This window comes from Caulobacter sp. GW821-FHT11E11 (genome assembly GCF_058808315.1).
Genome location: NZ_JBXARO010000007.1, coordinates 88,140 through 111,704 on the forward strand (window position 1 = coordinate 88,140; position 23,565 = coordinate 111,704).

At 68.4% G+C, this 23,565-nt stretch carries 25 protein-coding genes and 1 riboswitch; of the genes, 9 read left to right on the forward strand and 16 right to left on the reverse strand.

Features of this window, described 5'->3' with window-relative positions:
* The first annotated feature begins 80 nt into the window (after positions 1–80).
* A complete protein-coding gene (locus tag AC1RR5_RS18065; RefSeq protein ID WP_492923569.1) occupies positions 81–977 on the forward strand; it encodes a cobalamin biosynthesis protein CbiG in 897 nt (298 codons plus the stop codon).
* Here the strand turns inward: AC1RR5_RS18065 and AC1RR5_RS18070 are convergent.
* Positions 974–2,374 carry an MATE family efflux transporter gene (locus AC1RR5_RS18070; RefSeq protein ID WP_492924109.1) on the reverse strand — a complete coding sequence of 467 codons (1,401 nt, stop codon included), beginning with the start codon at positions 2,372–2,374 and terminating at the stop codon, positions 974–976. The genes AC1RR5_RS18065 and AC1RR5_RS18070 overlap by 4 nt on opposite strands.
* 131 nt (positions 2,375–2,505) lie before the next feature.
* On the opposite strand from AC1RR5_RS18070, the gene AC1RR5_RS18075 reads away from it, so the two are divergent.
* Entirely contained in the window at positions 2,506–3,519 is a 1,014-nt protein-coding gene (locus AC1RR5_RS18075) for an SDR family oxidoreductase (protein ID WP_492923570.1), read from the forward strand.
* Here the strand turns inward: AC1RR5_RS18075 and AC1RR5_RS18080 are convergent.
* Positions 3,516–4,019: a hypothetical protein gene (locus tag AC1RR5_RS18080; RefSeq protein WP_492923571.1), complete on the reverse strand. Its 504-nt coding sequence runs from the start codon at positions 4,017–4,019 to the stop codon at positions 3,516–3,518. The two genes, AC1RR5_RS18075 and AC1RR5_RS18080, sit on opposite strands and share 4 nt — an antisense overlap.
* Before the next feature lie 107 nt (positions 4,020–4,126).
* Here AC1RR5_RS18080 and AC1RR5_RS18085 point away from each other — a divergent pair, with 107 nt between their 5' ends.
* On the forward strand, positions 4,127–4,513 hold the full coding sequence (locus tag AC1RR5_RS18085) for a VOC family protein (protein WP_492923572.1): 387 nt from the start codon (positions 4,127–4,129) through the stop codon (positions 4,511–4,513).
* Between the two features lie 8 nt (positions 4,514–4,521).
* The gene (locus AC1RR5_RS18090; RefSeq protein ID WP_492923573.1) at positions 4,522–5,553 is read left to right on the forward strand and encodes a ThuA domain-containing protein; all 1,032 of its coding nucleotides are present in this window, start codon (positions 4,522–4,524) and stop codon (positions 5,551–5,553) included.
* On the opposite strand, the gene AC1RR5_RS18095 is transcribed toward AC1RR5_RS18090, so the two are convergent.
* From AC1RR5_RS18095 to AC1RR5_RS18110, 4 genes are all read right to left on the reverse strand, one after another.
* On the reverse strand, positions 5,550–6,632 hold the full coding sequence (locus AC1RR5_RS18095) for a peptidoglycan DD-metalloendopeptidase family protein (RefSeq protein ID WP_492923574.1): 1,083 nt from the start codon (positions 6,630–6,632) through the stop codon (positions 5,550–5,552). The two genes, AC1RR5_RS18090 and AC1RR5_RS18095, sit on opposite strands and share 4 nt — an antisense overlap.
* 48 nt (positions 6,633–6,680) lie before the next feature.
* On the reverse strand, positions 6,681–7,241 hold the full coding sequence (locus AC1RR5_RS18100; RefSeq protein WP_492923575.1) for a DUF2239 family protein: 561 nt from the start codon (positions 7,239–7,241) through the stop codon (positions 6,681–6,683).
* Positions 7,241–7,576, reverse strand: coding sequence for a GIY-YIG nuclease family protein (locus tag AC1RR5_RS18105; RefSeq protein ID WP_492923576.1), 336 nt, complete (start codon positions 7,574–7,576; stop codon positions 7,241–7,243). The genes AC1RR5_RS18100 and AC1RR5_RS18105 overlap by 1 nt, the downstream gene beginning before the upstream one ends.
* Positions 7,577–7,644: 68 nt before the next feature.
* Positions 7,645–8,031 (reverse strand): hypothetical protein, encoded by a 387-nt coding sequence (locus AC1RR5_RS18110; protein ID WP_492923577.1) that lies wholly within the window; start codon positions 8,029–8,031, stop codon positions 7,645–7,647.
* A gap of 144 nt (positions 8,032–8,175) precedes the next feature.
* On the opposite strand from AC1RR5_RS18110, the gene AC1RR5_RS18115 reads away from it, so the two are divergent.
* Positions 8,176–9,000, forward strand: coding sequence for a tetratricopeptide repeat protein (locus AC1RR5_RS18115; protein ID WP_492923579.1), 825 nt, complete (start codon positions 8,176–8,178; stop codon positions 8,998–9,000).
* Here AC1RR5_RS18115 and AC1RR5_RS18120 read toward each other — a convergent pair.
* The 5 genes from AC1RR5_RS18120 to thiC all read right to left on the reverse strand — a co-directional run bounded on the left by AC1RR5_RS18120 (position 8,997) and on the right by thiC (position 16,321).
* On the reverse strand, positions 8,997–11,756 hold the full coding sequence (locus AC1RR5_RS18120) for a TonB-dependent receptor (RefSeq protein WP_492923581.1): 2,760 nt from the start codon (positions 11,754–11,756) through the stop codon (positions 8,997–8,999). The genes AC1RR5_RS18115 and AC1RR5_RS18120 overlap by 4 nt on opposite strands.
* A gap of 334 nt (positions 11,757–12,090) precedes the next feature.
* Entirely contained in the window at positions 12,091–12,444 is a 354-nt protein-coding gene (locus AC1RR5_RS18125; protein ID WP_492923583.1) for a DUF1428 domain-containing protein, read from the reverse strand.
* A 64-nt stretch (positions 12,445–12,508) separates the two neighbouring features.
* Positions 12,509–13,873, reverse strand: coding sequence for a S41 family peptidase (locus AC1RR5_RS18130; RefSeq protein ID WP_492923585.1), 1,365 nt, complete (start codon positions 13,871–13,873; stop codon positions 12,509–12,511).
* A gap of 79 nt (positions 13,874–13,952) precedes the next feature.
* Positions 13,953–14,468 (reverse strand): hypothetical protein, encoded by a 516-nt coding sequence (locus AC1RR5_RS18135; RefSeq protein ID WP_492923587.1) that lies wholly within the window; start codon positions 14,466–14,468, stop codon positions 13,953–13,955.
* Positions 14,465–16,321 carry a phosphomethylpyrimidine synthase ThiC gene (gene thiC, locus AC1RR5_RS18140; protein WP_492923589.1) on the reverse strand — a complete coding sequence of 619 codons (1,857 nt, stop codon included), beginning with the start codon at positions 16,319–16,321 and terminating at the stop codon, positions 14,465–14,467. The genes AC1RR5_RS18135 and thiC overlap by 4 nt, the downstream gene beginning before the upstream one ends.
* A gap of 73 nt (positions 16,322–16,394) precedes the next feature.
* Positions 16,395–16,500, reverse strand: a riboswitch (TPP riboswitch).
* A 140-nt stretch (positions 16,501–16,640) separates the two neighbouring features.
* Between thiC and AC1RR5_RS18145 the strand changes: the two genes are divergently transcribed.
* Positions 16,641–17,393 carry an alpha/beta hydrolase gene (locus AC1RR5_RS18145; protein WP_492923591.1) on the forward strand — a complete coding sequence of 251 codons (753 nt, stop codon included), beginning with the start codon at positions 16,641–16,643 and terminating at the stop codon, positions 17,391–17,393.
* Positions 17,394–17,463: 70 nt separating this feature from the next.
* On the forward strand, positions 17,464–17,982 hold the full coding sequence (locus AC1RR5_RS18150; protein WP_492923593.1) for a RidA family protein: 519 nt from the start codon (positions 17,464–17,466) through the stop codon (positions 17,980–17,982).
* A gap of 1 nt (position 17,983) precedes the next feature.
* On the opposite strand, the gene AC1RR5_RS18155 is transcribed toward AC1RR5_RS18150, so the two are convergent.
* From AC1RR5_RS18155 to AC1RR5_RS18170, 4 genes are all read right to left on the reverse strand, one after another.
* Positions 17,984–19,219, reverse strand: coding sequence for a rhomboid family intramembrane serine protease (locus tag AC1RR5_RS18155; RefSeq protein ID WP_492923595.1), 1,236 nt, complete (start codon positions 19,217–19,219; stop codon positions 17,984–17,986).
* A 68-nt stretch (positions 19,220–19,287) separates the two neighbouring features.
* The gene (gene ypfJ / locus AC1RR5_RS18160; protein ID WP_492923597.1) at positions 19,288–20,136 is read right to left on the reverse strand and encodes a KPN_02809 family neutral zinc metallopeptidase; all 849 of its coding nucleotides are present in this window, start codon (positions 20,134–20,136) and stop codon (positions 19,288–19,290) included.
* 15 nt (positions 20,137–20,151) lie between these two features.
* Entirely contained in the window at positions 20,152–20,538 is a 387-nt protein-coding gene (locus tag AC1RR5_RS18165; protein WP_492923599.1) for a hypothetical protein, read from the reverse strand.
* A gap of 45 nt (positions 20,539–20,583) precedes the next feature.
* Positions 20,584–21,144: a tetratricopeptide repeat protein gene (locus AC1RR5_RS18170; protein WP_492923601.1), complete on the reverse strand. Its 561-nt coding sequence runs from the start codon at positions 21,142–21,144 to the stop codon at positions 20,584–20,586.
* A 138-nt stretch (positions 21,145–21,282) separates the two neighbouring features.
* On the opposite strand from AC1RR5_RS18170, the gene cuyA reads away from it, so the two are divergent.
* Both cuyA and cuyB read left to right on the forward strand, forming a co-directional pair.
* Positions 21,283–22,281, forward strand: coding sequence for a D-cysteate sulfo-lyase (cuyA, locus tag AC1RR5_RS18175; protein WP_492923603.1), 999 nt, complete (start codon positions 21,283–21,285; stop codon positions 22,279–22,281).
* Positions 22,278–22,946, forward strand: coding sequence for a cysteate racemase (gene cuyB / locus AC1RR5_RS18180; protein ID WP_492923605.1), 669 nt, complete (start codon positions 22,278–22,280; stop codon positions 22,944–22,946). Before cuyA ends, cuyB begins: the two co-directional genes overlap by 4 nt.
* On the opposite strand, the gene AC1RR5_RS18185 is transcribed toward cuyB, so the two are convergent.
* The gene (locus AC1RR5_RS18185) at positions 22,947–23,132 is read right to left on the reverse strand and encodes a hypothetical protein (RefSeq protein ID WP_492923607.1); all 186 of its coding nucleotides are present in this window, start codon (positions 23,130–23,132) and stop codon (positions 22,947–22,949) included.
* Between the last annotated feature and the right edge of the window lie 433 nt (positions 23,133–23,565).

Genomic DNA, 23,565 nt, shown 5'->3' on the forward strand with positions numbered 1-23,565 from the left:
TCAAGCGCTTTCCTAGACTGGTCCGGAGGCTCCCGGGGGAGTAGAAGCGCGGCTTCGTTTCTCTCTCGGAGCCGCGTGCCGTGTCGCGTCTGTTCAGCGCCTATGTGATCGTCGACTGGAGCGCGGCAGCCAAGCCGACCACCGGCGCGGATTCCATCTGGATCGGCGTGCTCAAGCGCGACGTGCGCTTCCGGCTGACCTTCGAGAGCTACAACCCCGCGACCCGTGGCGAGGCCGAGACCCGGCTGGCCGCCATCCTCGACGACCTGAAGAAGCGCAACGAGCGGGCCCTGGTCGGCTTCGACTTCCCGCTGGGCTTCCCGCGCGGGCTGTCCAAGGCGCTGTCGCTACCCGGCGAGACCGCCTGGCGCGCGGTCTGGGACCAGCTGGCCAAGATGGTCAAGGACAAGGTCGACAACACCAACAACCGCTTCGGCGTCGGCTCGGAGATCAACCGTCGCCTGACCGGGGGTCCCTTCCCGTTCTGGGGCTGCCCGCCCAAGGACGCGCTGACGACCCTGCAGCCCAAGCGCCCGCGTGAGCATGGTCCGGATGACCTGCCGGAATTCCGCTACGCCGACGAGGCCGCCAAGGGCGCGCACTCGATCTGGAAGCTCTATTACAACGGCTCGGTCGGCGGTCAGGCGATCGTCGGGATCCCGGCCGTGCGCCGCCTGAAGGACGCGCGCGGCGACACCGTGCGGGTGTGGCCGTTCGAAACGGGCTTCAAGACCCTGACCGAGGCCGACCTGGAGGGCGTCGCCACCGTGGTCGCCGAGGTCTATCCGTCGCTGATCAAGTCCGTCCCGGGCGCCGGCGAGGTCAAGGACCTGGCCCAGGTGCGCGGCCTGGCCGAGCACTTCGCCAAGCTGGACGAGGCCGGCAAGCTGGGCGCGATCTTCGCCGCGCCCAAGAGCCTGTCCGAGGACGCTGTCGCAGCCGCCGAGACGGAAGAAGGCTGGATCCTGGGGGCCTAGGCCCCCTCCTCCTGCGCCAGCTTCCGATCGCGCCAGTCCAGCATTCGGAACCGGGTCAGCAGGAAGGCCGCCGCCAGGAAGCTGGTGACGATGATCGAGATCAGCACCCCGTTCAGGCCCATGCCGCGCGGAATGGCCAGGAACCAGGCCAGCGGCCCCATGACCAGGGCGTAGCTGATCAGGTGGGTCACCGTGGGGACCCACACCTCGCCCCGCGCCCGCAGCGCCTGGGCCGCCACGACCTGCACAGCGTCGGGGGCCAGGAAGAAGCAGGCCAGCACCAGGGCCGGCAGGATCAGCTCCAGCGCCGCCGGGTCGGTCGTATAGGCCATGGCCACCCAGTGGCGGGTCGGATAGAGCACCAGGCTCGAGGCCACGCCGACGGCGGCGATCACCGCGAAGGCGATCCAGCCCGCGCGCTTCATGCCTTCCGGATCGCGCGCGCCATAGGCCCGGCCGACCTGGACGGCCGTGGCGGTCGCCATGCCCAGCGGGATCATGAAGATGATCGCCGAGACGTTCAGCACCACCGTATAGGCGGCGACGGCCAGGGCGCTTATCCAGCCGCAGACCAGGTTCATGCCGGCGAAGGCCGAGACCTCGAAGAAGTTCGATGCGCCGGCGCCGTAGCCGATCTTGCGCTGCTCGATCTCGGCCGGGCGGTCGCGAGCGGGCTTGTCGAAGACGCCCAGCGCGCGGGCCTCCTTCATACGCAGCACGTAGATGGCCAGGGCCAGCATCAAGGCGGTGCGGGCGATGAAGGTCGACCACGCCCCGCCCGTCGCGCCCAGGGCCGGCAGGCCGAAGGTCCCTGGCACCAGCAACAGGTTGGCGGCCAGGTTGACGATATTGGCCAGCCACATGAACACCGCGCCCGGCCCCGGCCGCGACAGGCCTTCCAGCCAGAAGGTCAGGGCCACCGACACCGAATAGACCGGCAACGACAGCGAGAAGACGATCAGCGGCAGGGTCGCGCCGTCGGCCAGGCCGTCCTTCAGGCCCAGGCTGTGCAGGAACAGCGAGCCGAACAAAGCCAAGAGCGCCATCGAGCCCAGGCCCAGCCACAGGCCGTAGCTGAGGCCGCGCCGCAGCACCGCGCCGGTCTCGTGCCGCTTGCCGGCCCCGATGGCGCGGGCGGTCATCACCTGGATCCCGACAAGCAGGCCGACATTCATGGTCACGAAGATCGACGACGGCGCCCAGGCCATGGCGTGGAAGCCCAGCTGCTGGGCCGAGAAGTGGCCGACGACGATAGCGTCCGTCAGGCCCATGACCATGATGCCCAGGCGCGACAGGATCACCGGCCCCGCCAGGCGAAGCAGTTCGATCAGATCGGTCATGATGGGGCCGCGCGGCCGCTTCGGAGGAAGCGCCGTTCCGGCCGCGTCGCGCGGCATGGTCGTCACCAGATGTCAAAGAGGCCGGCAAGGTGGCCTATGCCTGCTTTTGCGGCAACACGCATTCGGCGCCGCTTGGAACATCGGTGGCGGCCAGTGGTTCTCCGGGCTCAGTCCTGCAGGAGCGCGCCGTGTCCGAGACCCAGACCCCCGAGTTCGAACAGACCGGCGAACGCGTCGCCCAGGCCTATCGCGACATCCAGGCGCCGCTGGACGCCAAGGAGCAGCGGTCCTTTGAGCCCAAGGAAGAGGACCACAACAGAAGCCACGCCATGCAGGCCGGCGCGCGCCCCTACCCCGCGCCGCCCTACCCCGAGCAGCACCAGGCCAAGCCAGGCGAAGAGTACAGGCTCGACCCCGCCCCGATGTATGACGCGCCCTTCTACAAGGGCTCGGGCAAGCTGGAGCACAAGGTCGCCCTGATCACCGGCGCCGACAGCGGCATCGGCCGGGCCGTGGCGGTGCTGTTCGCCCGCGAAGGCGCGGACGTGGCCATCGGCTATCTCAGCGAAGACACCGACGCCGAAGAGACCAAGGCCGCCGTCGAACGCGAGGGCCGTCGCGCCATCCTGCTGCCCGGCGACGTCGCCGACCCGGCCTATGCCAAGGCGGCGGTCGAGCGGACGGTGGCGCAGTTTGGCCGCCTGGACATCCTGGTCAACAACGCCGCCTTCCAGGAGCACGTCCTCGACTTCGAAGACCTGACCGAGGAGCACTTCGACCGCACCCTGCGGACCAACCTCTACGGCTATTTCCACATGGCCAAGGCGGCGGTGAAGCACCTGCCCAACGGCGGCTCGATCATCAACACCGGCTCGGTGACCGGCCTTCTGGGCAACAAGGATCTGCTGGACTACTCCCTGACCAAGGGCGGCATCCACGCCTTCACCCGCTCGCTGGCCACGCACCTGATCGAGAAGGGCGTTCGCGTGAACGCCGTGGCCCCCGGCCCGGTCTGGACCCCGCTGAACCCGGCCGACAAGCTGGGTCCGGACGTCGCCCAGTTCGGGGCCAAGACCCCGATGAAGCGGGCGGCGCAACCCGAGGAGATCGCGCCGGCCTACGTCTTCCTGGCCTCGCCGCAGATGTCGAGCTACATCACGGGCGAGATCCTGCCGATCATCGGGGGTTACAACGGGGGTTAGTGCGGCCACACCTCGGCCAGCACCTTGGCCTTGCCGTCCTTCAGGCTGACTTCCATCGAGGGCTCGTCCGGTTTGCCGGCCGCGAACAGCTCGTAGATCACCATGCCGTCGGTCTGCTTGCTCTCGATCACGCGGACCGGCTTGATGGCCTTGCCCGAGGCGGCGGCGGTGTCGCGCACCAGTTGCGGCGCGGAGGCCCAGGCGACGTCGCGCTGGGTCTCGACGATCTCCCAGGCGCCGTTCTTTTCCAGCAGGTCGAACTCGATCTCCGAGCCGTCCGGCATCACGCCCTCGACGTCGTAATAGCGGCGGTCGGCGCGTTCCTTCAGCTCGGCTTCCTTGATGGTCATGCCCGGCGCGGCGGCCTTCACGACCGAGGTGACGGCAACGGGGATGTCCTTGACCGCGACCTCGGTCACCTTGGTCTTGGGTCCGTCTGCCAGGGCGGCAGCTGGGGCGACGGCGAGCGCGGCGAGGGTCAGGATGAGGGCGCGGTTCATGGGAGGAATCTCCTGGTCTTCGGGAAGGATGGCCAGGGTTCTAGAACCCCGACGCTGACAACCGCCTGACGCATGCTATGCAATCGGCTCCGAACAAGGAGTCGCAAATGGCCCGCCGCGTCGCTCTCGTGTCCCTGCTCGTCGCTGACTATGACGAGGCGATCGGCTTCTATGTTGGCAAGCTGGGCTTCACGCTCGTCGAAGACACGGACATGGGCCACGGCAAGCGCTGGGTCGTGGTCTCGCCCGGCAGCGACGGCACGAACTTCCTGCTGGCCCGCGCCACCGGCGACCAGGCCGCCGCGATCGGCAATCAGGGCGGCGGCCGCGTCTGGCTGTTCCTGCACACCGACGACTTCGCCGGCGACCACGCCCGCATGAGCGCCGCCGGCGTCACCTTCCTGGAGGAACCCCGGCACGAGGCCTATGGCACGGTGGCGGTGTTCGAGGACCTGTCCGGCAATCGCTGGGACCTGCTGCAACCCAAGCACTGAGAAGAAAAATGGCCCGCCTGCTGACCCTCATCGCGGCGGTCGCCGCGCTCTCCACATCCGTCGCCGAAGCCGCGCCGAAGATCCGCGTGCTGTACCTCGACCAGTCGGTCGGCTTCGTGCACCGCCCCGTCGCGCGGCCCAAGAACAGCAACGGTCCGACGCCCTCCGAGATCGCCCTGGCCGAGATCGGCGCCAAGTCGGGGGCCTTCACGGTCGAGTCGACCCAGGACGCCCGCACCATCACGCCCGAGAAGCTGAAGGACGTCGACGTCCTGGCCTTCTACACCACCGGCGAACTGCCGATCCCGGCCGAGGCCTGGGGCGCGATCCAGAAGTGGGTCGAGAGCGGCAAGGGCGGGTTCCTCGGCCTGCACAGCTCGACCGACACCCATTGGGACTATACCGGACCCGGCCAGACCTATACCGCCTTCATCAACGGCAAGTTCGCCGGCCATCCGTGGACGCAGGGCACACCGATCACCGTCCAGGCTTTGGGCGGCAAGGACCCGCTCAACACCGCCTGGCCGGCCCGGTTCGCCTTCGCCGAGGAGATCTATCAGTACTCGGACTATGACCCCGCCAAGGTCCGCGTGCTGCAGGCCCTGGACTTCACCGAGACGCCGCTGAAGCGCCCCTGGTTCGTGCCCATCACCTGGACCCGCCAGATCGGCCAGGGCCGCCTCTACCACACCAATCTGGGCCACACGCCCAGCACCTGGGACGATCCGCGCTATCGCGCCCAGGTGCTGGACGCCGTGCGCTGGACCGCGCACCGGGCGCCGGGCTCGGCCAAGCCGAACGCCGACGAGCAGGCCCTGTGGGCCCTGCGCTCGCTGCTGGCCTATGACGGCCGCCCGAAGGCGGACGTCGACGCCCGCCTCGCCAAATTGGCCAAGGCCGATCCCGCCTGGCTGCGCGACGCCGCCGCCCGCACCGCCGCCCTGCGCCCGCTGTGGCCAGCCAAGCCCGACAGCGACAAGGCTCCGTTCGAGACGGCCTACAAGGCGGTGCTGGCGGACGTCGAAGCCAAGTCCAACTAGCGGCTCTCGACCACGTCCCCGCTGTCGATGGCGCCCGACGGCCACGGCGCGCGCTTGTCGCCGCGCACCCGCGTCAGGCCGATGAAGGCGCTGGGCACGCCCTCGGCGGCGAAGTCGGGGCCGTCCATCAGCTGGTAGTGCAGGTGCGGGAACATCGAGGTCCCGGAGCTGCCGACGGCGGCGAGCGTCTGGCCAGCCTTGACCTTGTCGCCCGCCTTCACCGTCACGCTGCCCTGCTTCAGGTGGCCAAGCGCGCTGTAGAGACCGTCGGCGTGGCGGATGATCACGTAGTTGCCCAGCACGAGGTTCGAGCGCGCCTTGAAGGTCGAAGGATCAAACTTGCCATCGTCGGTCTGGGCGTTCTCGGTATCGACCACCACGCCGTCGGCGGGCGCGCGGACCGGCTGGCCAAAGCTGAAATAGTCCTCGTTGCGCTTGGGATCGTCGCCGTGGTCCAGACCCATCTCGTCCAGCCGCACGAAGTCGTACGAATAGCGCATGGCGTTGCTGGTGAAGCCGAAGCCCACCAGGGCCGGATGGTGGTAGTCCCAGCGTCGATGGTGGGCCAGGTGGTCGTGGCCGTCCCAGACCCAGACCTTGCCGGCCAGCGGCATCATCAGCTTCAGGGCCGAGGCGGGAGGACTGCGAAACCCGGCCTTGGCCGAGCCCTTCACGGTCGCGCCCTCCCCTTCGCTGGGCGACAGCTCGACCCCGACCCGCACGCCACCGGGCGTGATGTCGGCCGGGATCACCGGGAACGGGTTGAACAACAGCCGCGCCTCGCCGGGCTTCAGCGGCGCGACGGCCAGGGTCTTGACCGAGGCGGCCACGCCATTGCCGTCGACGCGGCGCTCCAGCACCTCGCGGCCCGAGGCGTCGGCGATGTGGATAGTCAGCTGGCCCACCTCCAGCGGCTTGTCGCCGTCGTTGCGGACCAGGATGTCGAAATTGGCGCTGGGGCCTGCGGCGGTGGCTTCCAGATAAGGCCGCTCGGGCAAGATCTTGACGGTCTGGGCAACGGCGACGCTGGCGCACGAGGTCAACAGCAGCGCCGCGAGCGCGGTCTTCACGTGGTTCATGGGGTCCCTCCGAAGCGGACCCTGCCATGCGCCCTCGCGGTCCGCCGCTTAAACCTCCGTCATGTCCGGGCCGAAGGCTTCGGCGGCGTAGGTGCGCAGCTGGGCGGCGATGTCGACCGGCCAGGCCTGGATCCGCGTCTCGAAGCCCGCGTCGTCGCCGGCGAACAGGGCCCGCATGGCCTCCTCGAAGCCCGGCAGGTCGCCACCGATCGCCGAGGCGAAGCGGTAGGCCGCCTCGCGGGCGGCGCGGATGCGGTCTGGGCCTTCGCTCTCGCGGCGGGCGGCCTCGACCAGCTTGCGCAAAGCCACCGACGCTCCGCCCGGCTGGGTGGCCAGCCAATCCCAGTGGCGCGGTAGCAAGGTCACCTCACGAGGCACCACGCCCAGCTTGGGCCGCCCGCGTCCGCGTGGGGCTTCCTCCGGCGGCGCGAGGCGCGCGGTCAGGGCTTCCGGCCCGCCGCTAAGGTCGAAGTCGACGCCCCGGCCGTCGGGGCCGAAGATCAGGACGCCCGTCTCCCCCGCCAGCCGCTGGGCCGCCAGGGCCGCGTCCAGGCGCGAGCCGGCGGCCACGCGGTCCTGGCCGTGGAACACCACAAACAGCTCTTCCATCACATCAATCCCGTGGCGTTCAGCGCCGCGATCCAGTGGGCGCGGCGCTCCTTCAGTCGGCTGTCGCGCCCGAACTTGTCCAGCCCCTCGGCGTCGATCGTCTCGACCGGGTCGAAGGCGAGGGCCTCGGCCCCGTGCGCGGTCCAGGCCGCCTGCAGGGACCGCTCGCGATGCGAGCCCAGACGCAGCGAGAACCAGATGCCGTTCTGACGGGTGGAGAGATCGGCCGTCGACCCGACCCAGGCCTGGCCCGTCGCCAGGCAGCGCACGGCGTAGATGCCGGCCTCGACCTTGCGTTCCTTGTATGCGCGCAGCAGCGCCTTGCGTCCGGACATGGCGAACCTCTTTCCTGAGGCGCGCCTTTTACCCGGATGAAATATGGAGTCAATAAGATCCGGGTAAATTACTCTTTGTTGGACCGGTACGGGATGTACCCCCGTTCGACCATGCGCCGCGTGGCCTCATATACCGCCGACAGCTCGTCATAGGCCGACCGCAGGTGGGCCAGGCGCGCGACCTGGGCTTCGGACAACGAGGCCCCCGCCTCGGCCATCGATGCCGCCTCGGCCACCCACTTGGCGCGGGCGGTGGCGGCGGCGACGGCCAGGCGCTGGAAGCGCTCGGCGTCGACATGGGGGATGGTCGCGCCCAGCACGGCCTTGTTCGAGGCGAAGGCGGTGTAGTCGATCTGCTCGAGATAGCCGCGCAGCCGCCGCTGGACCTGGGGATCGACGTCGCTGGGCTCGAAGTGGTCGCCCGTACGCCGCGTGCTGGAAGTCATGATCGCCATGACGGCCTCCGATCCGGCCGGGAAGCGGCCGCTCAGACCTAAAGGGTGCGCCTTACAGTTTAAGGAGCGATTACAGCCAAGCCACTGACGCGGAGGTTGATTTATTACGCATGTGGCCTAGCCTGCCGAAAACGGAGACGCGCCATGCGCCTGATCGCCCCGCTGCTCGCCCTGGCCCTTGCGGTCGCGCCGCTGCCGGTCGTCGCCCAGACCCCGACCACATCGGCCGCCGGCAAGGCCTCCGACCAGGAGGTCAAGGATCGGGCCGTCGTGACCAAGGCCATGCAGGCCGCCTCGCTGCGGGCCGCAATGGCCTATGAGGCCGAGCTCGCGGAGGCGCTGCGACACGCTCCGGCCGCCTATCCGCAGATCGAAAAGCGCGACGGCGTGACGATCCTGCGCACCAACGCCAGCGACGGCAATGTGGGGTCGACGGTGCTGATGGCCCTGGTGGGCGCCGCCAGGGACGGCAAGTCGGCCACCGTGGTCACGACCTTCAACACCTATGGGATGGCCGCCCTGATGTTGGGCTCGATGGCCAACGAGCGTCGCGACCCGCGCGGCGCCATCGGCTATCTGGACAAGGGCCTGGCCCTGCAGCCGGACAACCTGATCCTGATCACCGAGAAGGGCATGGCGCTGACGGTGCTGCAGCGCTTCTCAGACGCCCTGGAGCTCTACCAGTCGGCCGAGGCCATCGACGACCTCACCAAGATGCTGGACCCGGGCGGCGAAGCCCGGCTGCTGCGCAGCAAGGGCTTCGTCCTGATCGAGCTGAAGCGCCTGGACGAGGCCGAAGCGACCTACCAGGCGGCGCTCGAGCTGGAACCCGACCACGCCGGGGCCAAGGGCGAGCTGGACTATATCCGCAAGCTGCGGGCCGGCGGCCAGCAGTCGGCGATCGGCCTGTTCACCGGTGACAAGGCCAAGGCCGGGAGCGCCGCCGACGCTGTCCCCGCCAAGCCTTAGCTGAGCAGCTTGCGGAAGCTGATACGCACCGTGCGGCCCAGCGGGTCCAGATAGTCCTTCTGATAGGCCTGCGGCGTGACGCCGTTCTGGTCGCGGACGGTCTGCTTGGCGTTCAGCAGGTTGTCGAAGTTCAGCGACACCTGGGAGCCCTTCAGGATCGGGAACTTGTCGACCGCCTTTTTGCGGGCCGGGACGCCGAAGTTGGCGAAGACGTTCACGCCCACGGTGGCGAGGTCCGAGAAGTAAAGGGTCTGGCCGCCGGTCGCGCCGCCGTTGACCCAAGTCGAGGCCTTCCAATTGCCATTGAAGCGCATGCCCAGGCCGTCCTTGAAGTAGCCGCCCTGGATCTGCACCTCATGCCGCGCCTGGCCGCTGCGCGAATTGATCGCCGAGCCATCCAGCTGGTCCAGGACCGGCAGGCCCTTGCGGATGGTGATCTCATCGGCCAGGCGCCAGGTGTGGTAGACCGACAGCTGGAACATGCCCTGCCCCGGCCGCATCATACCAGGAGGCGGACCGCCCATGCCGCCGCCCGGACCACCGGGACCACCACCGCCCATGCGCATCATGCCGCCGCCCCCCCCTGGGCCGCGACCACCGCCCGGACCGCCGAAGCCTCCTGGCGCACCCGGGGTCGGCGTGCCGATCGCCTTGAACAGGTTGAAGCCCCAGCGGATGTTCTCGTTCTCGGCGCTGGCGAAGTTCACCGGCCGCGCGTCGATCGATAGCAGGCGGCCGGTGGAGTCCCGCACGAAACGGTTGGGGAACGCGGCCTCCAGGTCCGGCGTGATGGCCGGGAACGAGGCGATCATGTTCTTGGTCTGCGCCCGCGTGTAGGTGGCGTTGAAGGTCAGCTCGACCTTGTCGATCGGCTTGTAGTTCACGCCCATCTTCTGGACCTGGCGGTTGTCGTTGCGCAGCGCGGCGTTGCCGCCGTCGGTGCGGCTGATGATCACCGTCTGGCCGGTCGTGAAGTCGAACACCGAGACGTTGGGGGTCACGACCACCGGATCGTTGATCTGGTTGGTCGAAGGCGCGCCCTCTTCATCCGTGAAGCTGGCGATGAAGCTGATTTTCTTGATCGGGCTCCAGTTCAGGCCGCCGCCCAGGGTTGTCAGCCCCCCCAGATCCGACAGGTTGTCGTAGCCGACGTTGAAGTTGGCCGACAGGTCGCCGGCCTTGGCCAGGAAGCTCTGGCGCGTGCTGGTCAGGGGTAGGTTGAAGCTGCTCTGGAAGCTCTCGGTGGTGCGGGTGATGTCCCGCATCGTGGTCACGCCCGAGCGGACGGTCTTGGAGTCCAGACCCTTGCTGTTGGCCCCGACCTTGAAGGTCGTCTGCACCGGACCGGCGGGCAGCTGGAAGAGGTTGCCGTTCAGCACCAGCTCGGCGCTGGCCGAGGTCGAGACCGAGTGGGCGGTGTCGGGCGCCGCGGCCCTGTACAGGCTGGGCGAGATGTAGCCGAACGGATTGACGTTCGGGTCGCGCGCCGTCACCGCCGCCTGGAGAGCCGTGATGTCCAGGCCCCGGCCCGTGGTGGTGTCGGTCGCTGTCCGGTCGAAGTCGCCGGTGACGTTCCAGCGCCAGTCCTTGACCCGGCCGTTGGCGGCCATGCTGGCCTGGGTGCGCAAGGTGTCGACGTCGCGAGCCATGGCGCCGGGGACGTCGATGAAACGATAGCCGGTCACGGCCTGCGAGAACGGCGAGAACGGGCTGCCGGCCGGCAGGGTAAAGGTCACGCCCGGCAGGCCCAGCAGCGCGCGGCTCTTGGTGTCCTCGACATTGCCGCTGACGGTCAGCTGGGTCTGCTTGTTGAGGTCCAGGCTGTAGGCGCCGCGCAGCGTGGCCTTATCGACCTGCGACATCAGCGAGCGGTCGCGGGTCAGGTCGCCGGTGTTGTAGCGATTGGCGCTGGAGACGAACTCCGACAGGTCCGCGCGGCCGACCAGGGCGGAACTGGGCACGCCGGCGAAGGTCACCGGGCCGCCGGCCAGGGCCGAGAGGGCGGGATCCAGCTGCACGCCGCCGATGCCGCTGACATTGCCCACGAGATCGAACGGCTGTCCGTTCGGCGTGCGAACGATGTCTCGGTCCTTCTCCAGAAGATACGGGTCGTGCTGCAGCTGGACGTCCACGTTCCAGCGGCGGTCGCCATTGATGTGAACGCGGTTGCCGCTCAGGTTGGGAACCGTGCGCCCGCCGTCGGTCGCGACCCACGCCATCGCCTGGGTCTGCAGCGCGTTGTAGTTCTTCTTGAGGATGATGTTCACGACCCGCTGGTCGGCCTTGTAGCCGTAGCTGAGCGCGACCTCTTCCGGCAGCACCTGGAACTTCTCGATCGCCTCGGGCGGGATCCCCTGGATCTCCTGGAAGCCCGAGATACGGCGGCCATTGACCAGCATCACCGGCCCGCCGCCGCCATCGCGGCCCCGCGTGCTGGTGGTCTGGGGCGTCAGCATGGTCAGCAGCTCGCCGATGCTGGCGGCGCCGAAGCTCTGGATCTCGGCCTCGCCCAGCTCGATCTCAGGCTCGATATTGCCCTCGACCTTGCCGCGCGGGTCGGCCTGGATGGTCAGGCCCTCGACCTCGTTGGGACCGTCTTCCTTGACCGGCGGAACCTCCGGTTTCTTCTGCCCTTCATCGCTGGCGGCGACCTCGGCCGGCGCGGCGAGCGGCGCCAGGGGCGCGGTCACGGCGGCGGTCGTGGGGTCGAGCGCGGCGGCGGCCAGCCCGTAGAGAAGCACGGTCGAAAGGGTCATAGAGGCCCGTGAAACAGGAGTGACGGAAGACGCCGACACGTGTCGCCGCCAACGCTGGGTTGCCGCTCCTTACGGGCCTGAGCCCCACCTCGCAACGCCCCCCGGCGTTAAGAAAAGGCAATGCAGCATAAAGCGCACACTGGTGTGTCCCATAGCCCCGATATCGGGCTCTGAGCGTTGAAATATCGTCACATTTTTGACAACGACATGTTGCTCGAGAAATGATGTTACAAATAGGAAACAAACTGCGCCGTTGGGTCGCAGGGCGTCTGGTCACGCCGGAATCGGCCGCCGCTCGCGGGACAGGCCACACGAGCGGCGCAACCTGAACGCGTCAGCGCTCCAGGAACGGCTGGAAGCCGCCGTAGATCATCCGCTTGCCGTCGAACGGCATCTCGGACTGGTAGTTCTTCAGCCGCTCGTCGGCCATGACCTTGGCGTTGATCTCGTCGCGGCTGGCGCGGTCCTTGTAGGTGATCCACGAGAAGATCACGATCTCGTCGTCCTTGGCCTGGACGGCGCGCGGGAACGAGGTCAGCTCGCCATAGGGCACGTCGTCGGCGATGCATTCGACGTAGGACAGCGCGCCGTACTCCGTCCACACCTCGGCCCCCAGCCGGGCCATCTCCTTGTAGGCGTCCAGTTTGTCCTTGGGCACCGCGAGCACGAAACCATCGACATAGGCCATGACGTTCCTCCTCTGATCGTCGTTGACGGACCAAGGACGTTCGACGGCCGGCGGTTCCGACAGCCTAGCGGACATCCTCGCGAATTTTCTGCATCAGCGCCTGGATGGCCTTGGCGTGACCGCCATTCAGGTCACTTTCCGGGAACACGATCATGGGCGTGTCGGGGGCCAGGCCGCGGCCCTCCAGGTCCTCGCCCTTGGGACCCTTGTAGACCTCGACCGGCAGGCCCAGGGCCCAGCCGTTCGGCAAGGGCTTGGGCATCTGGTCCGAGAACGCCCCGCGCGTGGTCCCGCCCACCTGCTTCACATTGGGCAGGGCCTTCATCATCAGGGTGAAGGTCTCGCCGGCGCTGACCGTGACGTCGCTGGTGACCAGATAGACCGGACCGGTGAACCGCGCCCCGCTGGCCGGCTCGACCCGCACGGGCTGCAGCGGCGCCTTCGCCCCGACGCCGACCTTCGAATAGGCCAGGTGAGACTGCTCGGCGAAGCGGCTGGCGACCCGCGCGCTGATGGTGTCGTAGCCGCCGCGGTTGTTGCTGATGTCGACGATCACCGCCTTGGCGCCGGCGAAGGCGGCGACAGCCTCGTCCAGGATGGCGTCCAGCGGCCGGGGATCGTCGGGCGCGGCGTTGCGGGCGAAGGCGCCCATGGTCACCAGGTTCAGATAGCCGATGTCGTCGACCCGGCCCCAAAAGACGCGGTTTGCGCCAGCCTGGCGGCCCTTGCCCTGCAGGACCTGGGTCAGGACCCCTTCGCGATAGGCGCTCAGCCAGGTCTTCTCGTCGCCGGCTGGATCGGCGGCGCGCACGCGCATCAGGGTCGGGGCGTCGCCGGGCTCCAGGTCGCGGCGATTGCCGTCGACCGTGCCGTGCAGTTCGACATGCGGGTCGTCCAGGCCGGCCAGCAGCTCCGACAGCGCGGTCCACAGCTGGAACTCGGTCGAGTTCGGCGTGACCTTGGCCAGCACGGCGGTCTTGCGCGCCTTCCAGTCGATGCCCGGACGCGCATAGAGTTCGGCGAAGGTGTCGGCCGCGAAGGCGACGATGCGGTCGGGCGTCCAGCCGGCCGCGCTGATGCAGGCGTTGGGGACGTTGGGCAGGCGATCGAACATGTACCGCGTGCCGTCCGGATCGCCGGTCAGGCTGATCGCCCCCTGCCCCTCCGGCCGCCACTGGCTCAGCACCCCGTCGGGATCAGGCTCGTTGCGCGGATCGGGATAGCAGGCCTCGCCGGCGGTCTGGAACAGCTGGGCGCCGTCCGGCCCGAACTGGACGATCCAGCCATAGCCCCGCGACTTCCACGCCCCCCGCAGCTCGGCCGCCACGGACCCGCCCTTGGCCTGCACCGGCCAGAACGGGCTTTCAGCCATGGCCGGCGCGGCGACGGACAAAGCGGCGACGGCCGCCAGGAGACTCAGACGTTTCATGGGCGCGACGGTGAAGATGTCTCCCCCGCCGCGCCAGTGAAATCACCACCACGCTCACAAGCACTTGGCTCGAGAGGCGTTAGGGGCGGACCCCATAGCCATCGCCCGGCGCCACCCACATCACCTTCTGGGACCCGAGCTGCGCCGCGGACTGGCCGTCGATGGTCGTTGACGTGACGAAGTCGGCGCCATCCGGCTTGTAGGTGGTGCAGATCTCCTTCCCCATCATAGGGGCCAAGGCTTGACCGATCTGCTGCCGGATCGTGTCGGCCACTTGCGGCGGAGCCGCTTGGCCGTTCATGGCGAACGCGGCGTCGCTCAGGTCCGGAAGCTGACCACAGATCGCGCCATTTTTGATGGAGACGGGCGCGACCGTGGTCATGGTCAAACCCATCTGCGGCGCCAGCAAGATCTCGGCCTTGTTCGAAATCGAGCCATCGGCGGCGAACACATAGCTCGCCAGTGAATGGCACGACTTCGTCGCCGTATTGGGCATGTGGCATTGCATCTTGCCGGTGCGAGCCGGCGCCAGCGGATCAGCGACGGTCGAGCTGCCTTGCAGCCCGACCAGGATCGCCAAGACAGGCAGCATCACGACTCGGTCTTCAGATAGATCTCCGACCCCTGCTCTTTGAACTTCTCGCTCATCTCGGCCATGCCCAAGGCCGCGTTATCAAGCTGGGCGTCGTTCGGCGCGAGGCCGGCGGCGAAGTCGCGGACTTCGTGGCTGATCTTCATCGAGCAGAACTTGGGGCCGCACATCGAGCAGAAGTGGGCGGTCTTGTGCGCTTCCTTCGGCAGGGTCTCGTCGTGGAACTTGCGGGCGGTTTCGGGGTCCAGGCCCAGGTTGAACTGGTCTTCCCAGCGGAACTCGAAGCGCGCGCGGCTGATGGCGTCGTCCCACATCGCCGCGCCCGGGTGCCCCTTGGCGAGGTCGGCGGCGTGGGCGGCCAGCTTGTAGGTGATGACGCCCGTCTTCACGTCGTCGCGGTCCGGCAGGCCCAGGTGTTCTTTGGGCGTGACGTAGCAGAGCATCGCCGTGCCGAACCAGCCGATCATCGCCGCGCCGATGGCCGAGGTGATGTGGTCGTAGCCAGGCGCGATGTCCGTGGTCAACGGGCCCAAGGTGTAGAAGGGGGCCTCGTGGCAGTGCTTCAGCTGCTCGTCCATGTTGGCCTTGATCTTGTGCATGGCCACGTGGCCCGGTCCTTCGATCATCACCTGGACGCCGTGCTTCCAGGCCACCTTGGTCAGCTCGCCCAGGGTGCGCAGCTCGGAAAACTGGGCCTCGTCATTGGCGTCGGCGGTCGAGCCAGGACGCAGGCCGTCGCCCAGCGAGAACGACACGTCGTAGGCGCGCATGATCTCGCAGATGTCCTCGAAGCGCTCGTAGAGGAAGTTCTCCTTGTGGTGGGCCAGGCACCACTTGGCCATGATCGAGCCGCCGCGGCTGACGATGCCGGTGACCCGCTTGGCGGTCATCGGGATGAACGGCAGGCGCACGCCGGCGTGGATCGTGAAGTAGTCGACGCCCTGCTCGCACTGCTCGATCAAGGTGTCGCGGAAGACCTCCCAGTTCAGGTCCTCGGCCACGCCGTTGACCTTCTCCAGCGCCTGGTAGATCGGCACCGTGCCGATCGGGACGCTCGAGTTGCGGATGATCCAGTCGCGGATGTTGTGGATGTTGCGACCGGTCGACAGGTCCATGACCGTGTCGGCGCCCCAGCGGGTGGCCCAGACCAGCTTGTCGACCTCGTCGGCCACGGTGGAGAGCACGGCCGAATTGCCGATATTGGCGTTGATCTTGACCAGGAAATTGCGGCCGATCGCCATCGGCTCCAGTTCGCCGTGGTTGATGTTGGCCGGGATGATGGCGCGGCCGCGGGCGATTTCCTGGCGCACGAACTCGGGCGTCACGAAGTCGGGGATGCTGGCGCCGAAGTCCTCGCCGTCGCGCACGCACGGACGGTCCTGCTCGCGGCGCAGGTTCTCGCGGATGGCGACATACTCCATCTCGGCCGTGATGATCCCGGCGCGGGCGTATTCCAGCTGGGTGACCAGCTTGCCCGGCTTGGAGCGGTAGATCGTGCGGCTGTTGTCCGGGAACTCCGGGGCCAGGTGCTTGCCCTGGGCGAAGCCGTTGTCCTCGGGCTTCACCTGGCGGGGATCGGTGACGATCTCGACGTCGCCGCGCGCCACGACGAAGGCCTCGCGGGTGCGCGGCAGGCCCTTCTCGATGTCGATGCTGACGGTCGGGTCGCTGTAGGGGCCCGAGGGATCGTAGATCGTCACCGGCGGCTCGTTCGCCGACGGGTGGACGGCCACCTCGCGGAACGGCACACGCAGCTCAGGGAACAGCTCGCCGGCCTGATAGACCTTGCGCGAGCCGGGGATCGGACCGGTCGAGATGCTCTCGGCCACGGATTTGATGGTCGTCTGGATATTCATAGTCGGGCGCTCCTTCGGCTTCGAGGAGACCCGGACGTGTCGCGCTAAGTCGGTTTACGGACGGGCTGCGAGAACACCGACCGCGTTCCCTCCCTTCGCCGGCATGACCCGGATCAGGTTCTACGGGTCAGGGCCAAGGCCCAATCTCAGCCGCGCAAGCGACCCCCCGGTGAACAACGGCCGGACACTAGGCCTGTTGACCTGAAGGTCAAGCGCCGCGTGCGGCCAGGATCACGAAGCCGTCAACGTCGTTACCTTTGCCCTTGCCGACACGAATGGAGCGTGACCGCCTCTGGTCACCGCCTCCGAGGGCAGATCCATGCAAGCTCAACCCGATCGCCGCGCCGTCCTGCTGGGCGCGCTCGCCGCCGGCCTGGCCACGCCGGCCTTGGCCAGGACCACCGCCCGCAACATCGTGCTGGTCCACGGCGCCTGGGCCGACGGCTCTTGCTGGAGCGAGGTGATTCCGCTGCTACAGGCCAAGGGCTTCAACGTCACCGCCGTGCAGAACCCCCTCACCTCGCTGGCCGACGACGTGGCGACGACCCGGCGGGTGCTGGCGCGACAGGACGGTCCCACGGTGCTGGTCGGCCATTCGTGGGGCGGCGTGCCGATCACCGAAGCGGGCCTGGATCCCAAGGTCACCGCTCTGGTCTATGTCGCCGCCCGCGCGCCGGACGTCGGCGAGGACTTCAACGCCCTGGCGGCGACCTATCCGACCATGCCGGTCCGGGCGGGCGTGGTGACGGTCGACGGGTATTCGTGGCTGAACAAGGATGTCTTCGTCCGTTTCTTCGCCGGCGATGTCGCGCCGGCGAAGGCCCTGGCGCTGTACGCCACCCAGCAACCGATCGCCGCCACGCTGTTCGCCGGCAAGACCACGGTCGCGGCCTGGCGCGAGAAGCCCAGCTTCTACGCCGTCTCGGCCAACGACCAGACGACCAATCCTGACCTGGAGCGCTTCGTGGCCAAGCGGATGAAGGCCACGACGATCGAGCTGCCATCCAGCCACGTGTCGATGATCTCGCACCCCAAGGCGATCGCCGATCTGATCGTCCGCGCGGCCGGGTGACGGTTATTTCACTTGCCGGCGGCGGGCGGCCACGCGATCCGGGAGACCGACGTTCTTCCGGAGATCCGCCATGATCCGCCGCCTGCTGCTGCCGGCCCTCTGCGCCCTGGTCGCCACGCCCGTCCTCGCCCAGGAGGCCTATCCGAAGCGGATCCTCTCCCCCGGCGGCGAGGTGATCATCCCGTCGGCGCGGTCCCAGAAGTCCTATGACGAGATCAAGTACGCCCCGGCCCGGCGCGTGGGCGACACCCTCTACGTCTCGGGCGTGATCGTCGGCCGGGCCAAAGACGAGGGCACGGATGCGGAGTCGTTCAAGACCCAGGTCCGCCGCGCCTTCGTCAGCCTGGACGCCACGCTGAAGGCGGCCGGGACCAGCTTCGACAATGTGGTGATGATCAACAGCTTCCACGTCTGGGAAGGCCCCGATCAACCGGCCCCGCGCTGGGAGCAGCTCAACCTGATCAACGCCGTGAAGAGCGAGTTCATCAAGGGCCCCAGCCCGGCCTGGACCGCCGTTGGCGCCACCGGCCTGCTGGCGCCGGGCGGCATCGTCGAGATCCAGCTGATCGCCTACGTGCCGCCGAAGTAGGTCAGCTTCGGTCGCAGAGACCAGCCTTGCGCATACGCTGGTCCAGGTCCTTGAGCTTCGGGTCGGTCGGATGCAGCTTGCACAGCGGCGCGGCCTCGCGGACAGCGTCCTCGTAGCGCTGCTGCGAGGCCAGGATCCCGACCAGGAAGTTGCGCAGATAGGCCTCGAAGTCCGGCCCCATGTCGCGCGCCAGGATCTCGCGCTCGGTCAGGGCCAGGCGGATCTCGGTCTCGGCGTTGATGTAGTTCTTGGCCTCGATATAGGCGTGGGCCATCTGCAGGCGGGCGCGCGGATCGCGCGGATAGGCGGCGACCAGGGCGCGGGCCTTCGCCTCGTTCGCCCAGCCCTTGGCGGGCAGCATGAAGTCGGGGACCAGCGGCTGGCCGCGCTCGATATAGCTCTGGTGGCGCGTGGCCACGAGGGCGAAGGCCAGCACGGCCATGGCCAAGCCTGCGCCGGCCAGGCCCCAAAGCAGACGGCTCTGGCGGGGGTTGTCGGTGTCTTCGTCCCAGGTGGCCAGCAGCACGAAGCCCAGCACCCCGCCGGCCACCGCGCCGCCCAGGTGGCCGTTGTAGTCGGTGGTCGAGCCCAGGGCCGCGCCGAACGGGATCAGCGACGGGATGAACAGGCGCAGGGTGATCCAGCGCAGGCGCTTGGCGTGCTCGTGCATCGACGGATGCAGGCTGCACATCAGGATCATGGCGAGCAGGCCCATGATCGCGCCCGAAGCGCCGACCGAGACCACGTTCTGCTTGTTCAGCAGCAGCGAGGCCAGCGCGCCGCCGACACCCGAGATCACGAAGGCCGCCGCCAGCCAGGAACGGCCGACGACCCGCTCCAGGGTGATCGCCGCGAAGGCCATGACCACCGCATTGCCGACGATGTGGGCGAGATTCCCGTGCAGCAGAGGCGCGGTGAAGATCCGCCACCACTCGCCGTCCTTGAAGACCAGGTCGCGGCTGACCCCGCCGACAGCGGTCAGGTGGTGGACGCTCATCTCCATGCCCGGCCCCATGGGCAGGCCCGCGGTAGGCTGGAAGATGAAGATCAGGGCCAACAGCGTCAGCAGGCCGATGCTGAGATACGGCGTCTTGTCGAAGCCCGTGGGCTCGATGCTGGCGACCGGCGCCCTGGCCGGCGGTGCGACGCGCTCGGGCGTCGCCGTCCAGGCCCGGGCGGGCTCCCGGGCTCCCTGGGGCGGCGCCGCGCGGCGACCGAACGTGGATGTCGAGGACATCGGCCTGGCTCCAACTCAACCAGGAGGATGCCGCGACATCCCTGACGTCCCGTAAATGGGTTTGGTTACTAGAGGCGTGACGCCGAGAAGGTGTCGCACGCGGCCGGGTCGCCCTGGTCGTAGCCGCGCGTGAACCAGCGCATGCGCTGGGCGCTGGTGCCGTGGGTGAAGCTGTCGGGCACGACCTCGCCCTGGCTGCGCTTCTGGATGGTGTCGTCGCCGACCGCCGCCGCCGCGCCCAGGCCGTCCTCGATGTCGGCGCGGTTGATGACGATCTTGCCGCCCGAGGCCTTGTCGGCATGCGTCGCCCAGACGCCGGCATAGCAATCGGCCTGCAACTCCAGCCGCACCGAGCCGCTCTCCTCGCCGCGCGCGCCCAGGCGGCGGGCCTGCTGGTCGGCGCCCAGCAGGTGCTGCACGTGGTGGCCGATCTCGTGGCTGACGACATAGGCGCGGGCGAACTCGCCCTTGGCCCCGAAGCGGCTCTCCAGCTCGCTCCAGAACGACAGGTCCAGATAGACCTTCTGGTCGGCCGGGCAATAGAACGGCCCCATGGCCGACTGGCCCGTGCCGCAGCCGGTGCCGGTGGCCTGCTTGTACAGCACAATGGCCTCGGGCGGACGGTAGTCGACGCCGGCGTTGCGGAAGATCGGCGTCCAGACATCCTGGTTGGACGCCTCGATCACGTCGATGAACTGGCCGTCGCGGTCGGAGACCTCACCGCGCGTCCCTTCCTGCTGGGCCGGCTGCTGCAGGCCCTGCGTCGCTTCCAGGGTCGTGCGCGGATCGATGCCGAACACGAAATAGCCGATGGCGGCCAGCACCACCGCGCCGATGCCGCCGCCGGCGATGCCGACAGGCCCCAGACCGCGCCGGTCCTCGATGTTGCCGGACCGGCGGCCGCCTTCCCACTCCATGGGTGATCCTTGCTGCTAGCGTTGTTTCGGTTCGCTGGCCGGGCGGATGGCCCGGATGCGTGCATTGCTCTCGGCCAGGGCTTCCTGCGTCAAGCGCTCAAGCTGGAGAGTCTGGGCGGAAAGGTCGGTGTCGCGCCGCGGCGGCTCGTCCGTCGTCAGCGGCCGCAGGCTGGGCAAGGCGCGCTGGGCGTCCAGGCCGCGCAGCCGCACGGCCGTATCGGCGCGGGTCTGGGCGTTGGTGATCTCGGTCTGGCTGGCCGACAGCTCGCGCCGCGCGTCCTGCAAGGCGTGCTCGGTCATGAAGCGGTTTTGCAACACGGTCTGGGCATAGGCCGCGCCGCCCAGCACGGCCAGGCTCCCGGACAGAAGACCGGCCGTCAGCAACAGAACTCCGCGCGTCATCGAACACTCCTGGCTACAGGGCGACCGACGACGCGCCGAGGCGTATCAGGGCCGCTTGACCGTGAAACGCGCGAGCTCGGTCTTCGGCGCCAGCCAGTCGGGCGCCAGTTCCGATGCACGGTTGTAGTCGCGATAGGCGGCGTTCAGGTCGCCCAGGCCCTCATTGGCCAGGCCGCGATTGAAGAAGGCCTTTTCGGGATCCTTCACGCCCAGGGCCAGGCCCCGGTCGATCTGCTCGACACCTTCGCGATAGCGGTCCTCGCCGACATAGGTGGCGCCGCGGTTCACATAGGCCTCGCCCAGGTCCGGATCGATGCTGGAGGCCTGGTCGAAGTCGGCGCGGGCGGCGCCGAACTGGCGCTGGCGCATCTGCAGCACGCCGCGGTTCACATAGGTCCGGGCGCGGTCGCGGAAGTTCAGGGTCTCGACCTGTAGGGCCGTGGTGCAGGCCAATACGGCCCGCCCGTCGGTGCGTCCTTTGAGGGCCGCATCGGAGCACTCTTGAGCCGCGCCGCTGCCGATCACCATGTTCGAGGCGGCGGCCGGGCCGGCAATGGACAGAAGCGCCGCCGCGCTCAGCGCGGCGAACGAGATCATTCGCATCATGTCGTCCTCCCATGGGCCGGTCTCGAGGCCGGCCCTAATGACAGGCATCATAGCACCAAGAGGTCAGGTCCGACATGGTTTCCACAGGGCGCGCGCGTGCTAACAGAGGCGGCGAGTCCCTTCAGGAACCGCGTCCCCATGCATCTCGCCCGCTTCCCCCGCGCCCGCTTCGCCCACCTGCCGACGCCGCTGGAGCCCCTGCCCCGCCTGGGCGCAGAGCTCGGCATCGACCTCTGGGTCAAGCGCGACGACTGCACGGGCCTGGCCGGCGGCGGCAACAAGACCCGCAAGCTGGAGTTCCTGCTGGGCGAGGCCCTGGCCCAGGGCGCCGACACGCTGGTGACGCAAGGCGCCGTCCAGTCCAACCACGTGCGCCAGACCATCGCCGCCGGCGCGCGCTACGGCCTGAAGACCGAAGTCATCCTGGAGGAGCGCACCGGCTCCAAGGCCAGCGACTACATGGGCAACGGCAACGTCCTGCTGGACAAGCTGATGGGCGCGGCGATCCGCTATGTGCCGGGCGGCACGGACATGGTCGCCGAGCTCGAGAGCACGGCCGAAAGCGTCCGCCAGCGCGGTGGCAAGCCCTATGTCATCCCCGGCGGCGGCTCGAACACGGTCGGCGCCCTGGGCTATGTCGACTGCGCCCGCGAGTTCGTCGTCCAGGCCGACAAGATGGACCTGAAGTTCGACCGCTTCGTCACCGCCACCGGCAGCGCCGGCACCCATGCGGGCCTCGTCGCCGGCTTCGCCGCCCTGTCGGTCGACATCCCGATCCTGGGCTTCGGCGTGCGCGCGCCCAAGGCCAAGCAGGAAGAGAACGTCTTCAACCTGGCCGTCGCCACCGCCGAGAAGATCGGCGCGGCCGGCCGCGTTAAGCGCGAGATGGTCGTGGCCGACTGCGACTATGTCGGCGAAGGTTACGGCCTGGTGGATCAAGGCGTGATCGACGCCCTGGCCCTGGCCGCCCGCACCGAAGGCCTGCTGTTCGACCCCGTCTATTCGGGCAAGGCGCTGAAGGGCCTGATCGACCAGGCCGGCAAGGGCGCGTTCAAGGGTGAGCGGGTGGTGTTCCTGCACACCGGCGGCGCGCAGGGCCTGTTCGGCTATCAGAGCATCCTGGAACCCGCGCTGTGAGCAAGATCCTGGGCGTTCTCGGCGGCATGGGCCCGGCCGCCACCCTGGACTTTCTCGCCAAGCTCCAGGCCGCCACGCCGGTCAAGCGCGAGCAGGACCACCTGCGCGTGCTGGTCGACATCAATCCGCACGTACCCGACCGCAATGTCAGCACGTCCGATCCCGGCCCGGTGCTCGCCGCCATGGCCAACGGCCTACGGGACGGCGGGGCGCAGGTGCTGGCCATCGCCTGCAACACCGCCCACGCCTATGCCGAGGCGGTCCAAGCCTCGGGCCTGCCGCTGGTCGACATGCTGGAAACGGCCGGCCTGGCTGCCCAGGCCAAGGGCGCCAGCGTCGTCGGCGTGCTGGGCACCAGCCTGGCGCTGGGCCTCTATCGCGACCGCTTCTCGCACATGGGGCTGGAGGTGGTGATGCTGGATGACCACGAGCAGGTCGAGTTCATGGCCCTGCTCTATCGCATCAAGCAGGGCGACCTGGGCGCGGCCTCCCGCGAGACCATGGCCGCCCTCGCCCATCGCCTGGTCGGCAAGGGCGCTCAGAGCGTGGTGGCGGGCTGCACGGAAGTGCCGCTGGTGCTGGGCGCGGCGGATCTGTCTGTGCCGTTCCTGGACGCGACGGAAGAACTGGCCAAGCGCTGCGTGGTCGCCTGCCTGGAAGCCTAGCTAGCTGTTCAGGGTCTTGAATGGGACGTCGTCGTTCGACGCCTCGAACAGGCCCAGGACGGCGGCCGCGCCGCGCGAGGCCTGGGCCATGCGCAGCAGCGCCGCGCGGGCGTGAGCGTTGTCGGCGATCTCGGCCTGTCGCTCGAGATGCTCGGCTTCGAAGATGTGATCGTTGCGGTTCCCCATGCCGCAAACGTTTACAGGACATGAATGACACCGCCATGCGACCGCTGGACGCACACCGTTCATTAACCAAGGTTTGGCGTGCGCCCGATTGTCACAGAATGTTAAATCGCAAGCATAGCGACAAATGAAAACGCCCCCGGACCTGGAGGGTCCGGGGGCGTTGTCCTGTTCCCCAACAGGACGGCGTCGGCGGCGCTGAAACACGAGCGCGGCGGCGTCGCCTCAAAACTGATGACGCCTATTTCGCCGAACGCAGATCGACAGGCAACGCGTCGCCCTGTCGCAGGCCCCATTTTGAGGAGCCGGTCAAGCTAGAAATCGTTTGCGATCAATGGGCTCGACCGGAAACCGCGCTTTCTCCCGCGACGAGGCGCCGCAGTCACACCCCCAAATGGGACCGGTCGCAAAAATGGGTGGTCAAATCGATGACACC

Excerpts from the sequence above, each read along its gene's own strand:
- AC1RR5_RS18070 (WP_492924109.1), bottom strand. The coding sequence starts at position 2,374 with ATGCCGCGCGACGCGGCCGGAACGGCGCTTCCTCCGAAGCGGCCGCGC.
- AC1RR5_RS18080 (WP_492923571.1), bottom strand. The coding sequence starts at position 4,019 with ATGAACCGCGCCCTCATCCTGACCCTCGCCGCGCTCGCCGTCGCCCCA.
- AC1RR5_RS18085 (WP_492923572.1), top strand. The coding sequence starts at position 4,127 with ATGGCCCGCCGCGTCGCTCTCGTGTCCCTGCTCGTCGCTGACTATGAC.
- AC1RR5_RS18090 (WP_492923573.1), top strand. The coding sequence starts at position 4,522 with ATGGCCCGCCTGCTGACCCTCATCGCGGCGGTCGCCGCGCTCTCCACA.
- AC1RR5_RS18095 (WP_492923574.1), bottom strand. The coding sequence starts at position 6,632 with ATGAACCACGTGAAGACCGCGCTCGCGGCGCTGCTGTTGACCTCGTGC.
- AC1RR5_RS18100 (WP_492923575.1), bottom strand. The coding sequence starts at position 7,241 with ATGGAAGAGCTGTTTGTGGTGTTCCACGGCCAGGACCGCGTGGCCGCC.
- AC1RR5_RS18105 (WP_492923576.1), bottom strand. The coding sequence starts at position 7,576 with ATGTCCGGACGCAAGGCGCTGCTGCGCGCATACAAGGAACGCAAGGTC.
- AC1RR5_RS18110 (WP_492923577.1), bottom strand. The coding sequence starts at position 8,031 with ATGGCGATCATGACTTCCAGCACGCGGCGTACGGGCGACCACTTCGAG.
- AC1RR5_RS18115 (WP_492923579.1), top strand. The coding sequence starts at position 8,176 with ATGCGCCTGATCGCCCCGCTGCTCGCCCTGGCCCTTGCGGTCGCGCCG.
- AC1RR5_RS18120 (WP_492923581.1), bottom strand. The coding sequence starts at position 11,756 with ATGACCCTTTCGACCGTGCTTCTCTACGGGCTGGCCGCCGCCGCGCTC.
- AC1RR5_RS18125 (WP_492923583.1), bottom strand. The coding sequence starts at position 12,444 with ATGGCCTATGTCGATGGTTTCGTGCTCGCGGTGCCCAAGGACAAACTG.
- AC1RR5_RS18130 (WP_492923585.1), bottom strand. The coding sequence starts at position 13,873 with ATGAAACGTCTGAGTCTCCTGGCGGCCGTCGCCGCTTTGTCCGTCGCC.
- thiC (WP_492923589.1), bottom strand. The coding sequence starts at position 16,321 with ATGAATATCCAGACGACCATCAAATCCGTGGCCGAGAGCATCTCGACC.
- AC1RR5_RS18145 (WP_492923591.1), top strand. The coding sequence starts at position 16,641 with ATGCAAGCTCAACCCGATCGCCGCGCCGTCCTGCTGGGCGCGCTCGCC.
- AC1RR5_RS18150 (WP_492923593.1), top strand. The coding sequence starts at position 17,464 with ATGATCCGCCGCCTGCTGCTGCCGGCCCTCTGCGCCCTGGTCGCCACG.
- AC1RR5_RS18155 (WP_492923595.1), bottom strand. The coding sequence starts at position 19,219 with ATGTCCTCGACATCCACGTTCGGTCGCCGCGCGGCGCCGCCCCAGGGA.
- ypfJ (WP_492923597.1), bottom strand. The coding sequence starts at position 20,136 with ATGGAGTGGGAAGGCGGCCGCCGGTCCGGCAACATCGAGGACCGGCGC.
- AC1RR5_RS18165 (WP_492923599.1), bottom strand. The coding sequence starts at position 20,538 with ATGACGCGCGGAGTTCTGTTGCTGACGGCCGGTCTTCTGTCCGGGAGC.
- AC1RR5_RS18170 (WP_492923601.1), bottom strand. The coding sequence starts at position 21,144 with ATGATGCGAATGATCTCGTTCGCCGCGCTGAGCGCGGCGGCGCTTCTG.
- cuyA (WP_492923603.1), top strand. The coding sequence starts at position 21,283 with ATGCATCTCGCCCGCTTCCCCCGCGCCCGCTTCGCCCACCTGCCGACG.
- AC1RR5_RS18185 (WP_492923607.1), bottom strand. The coding sequence starts at position 23,132 with ATGGGGAACCGCAACGATCACATCTTCGAAGCCGAGCATCTCGAGCGA.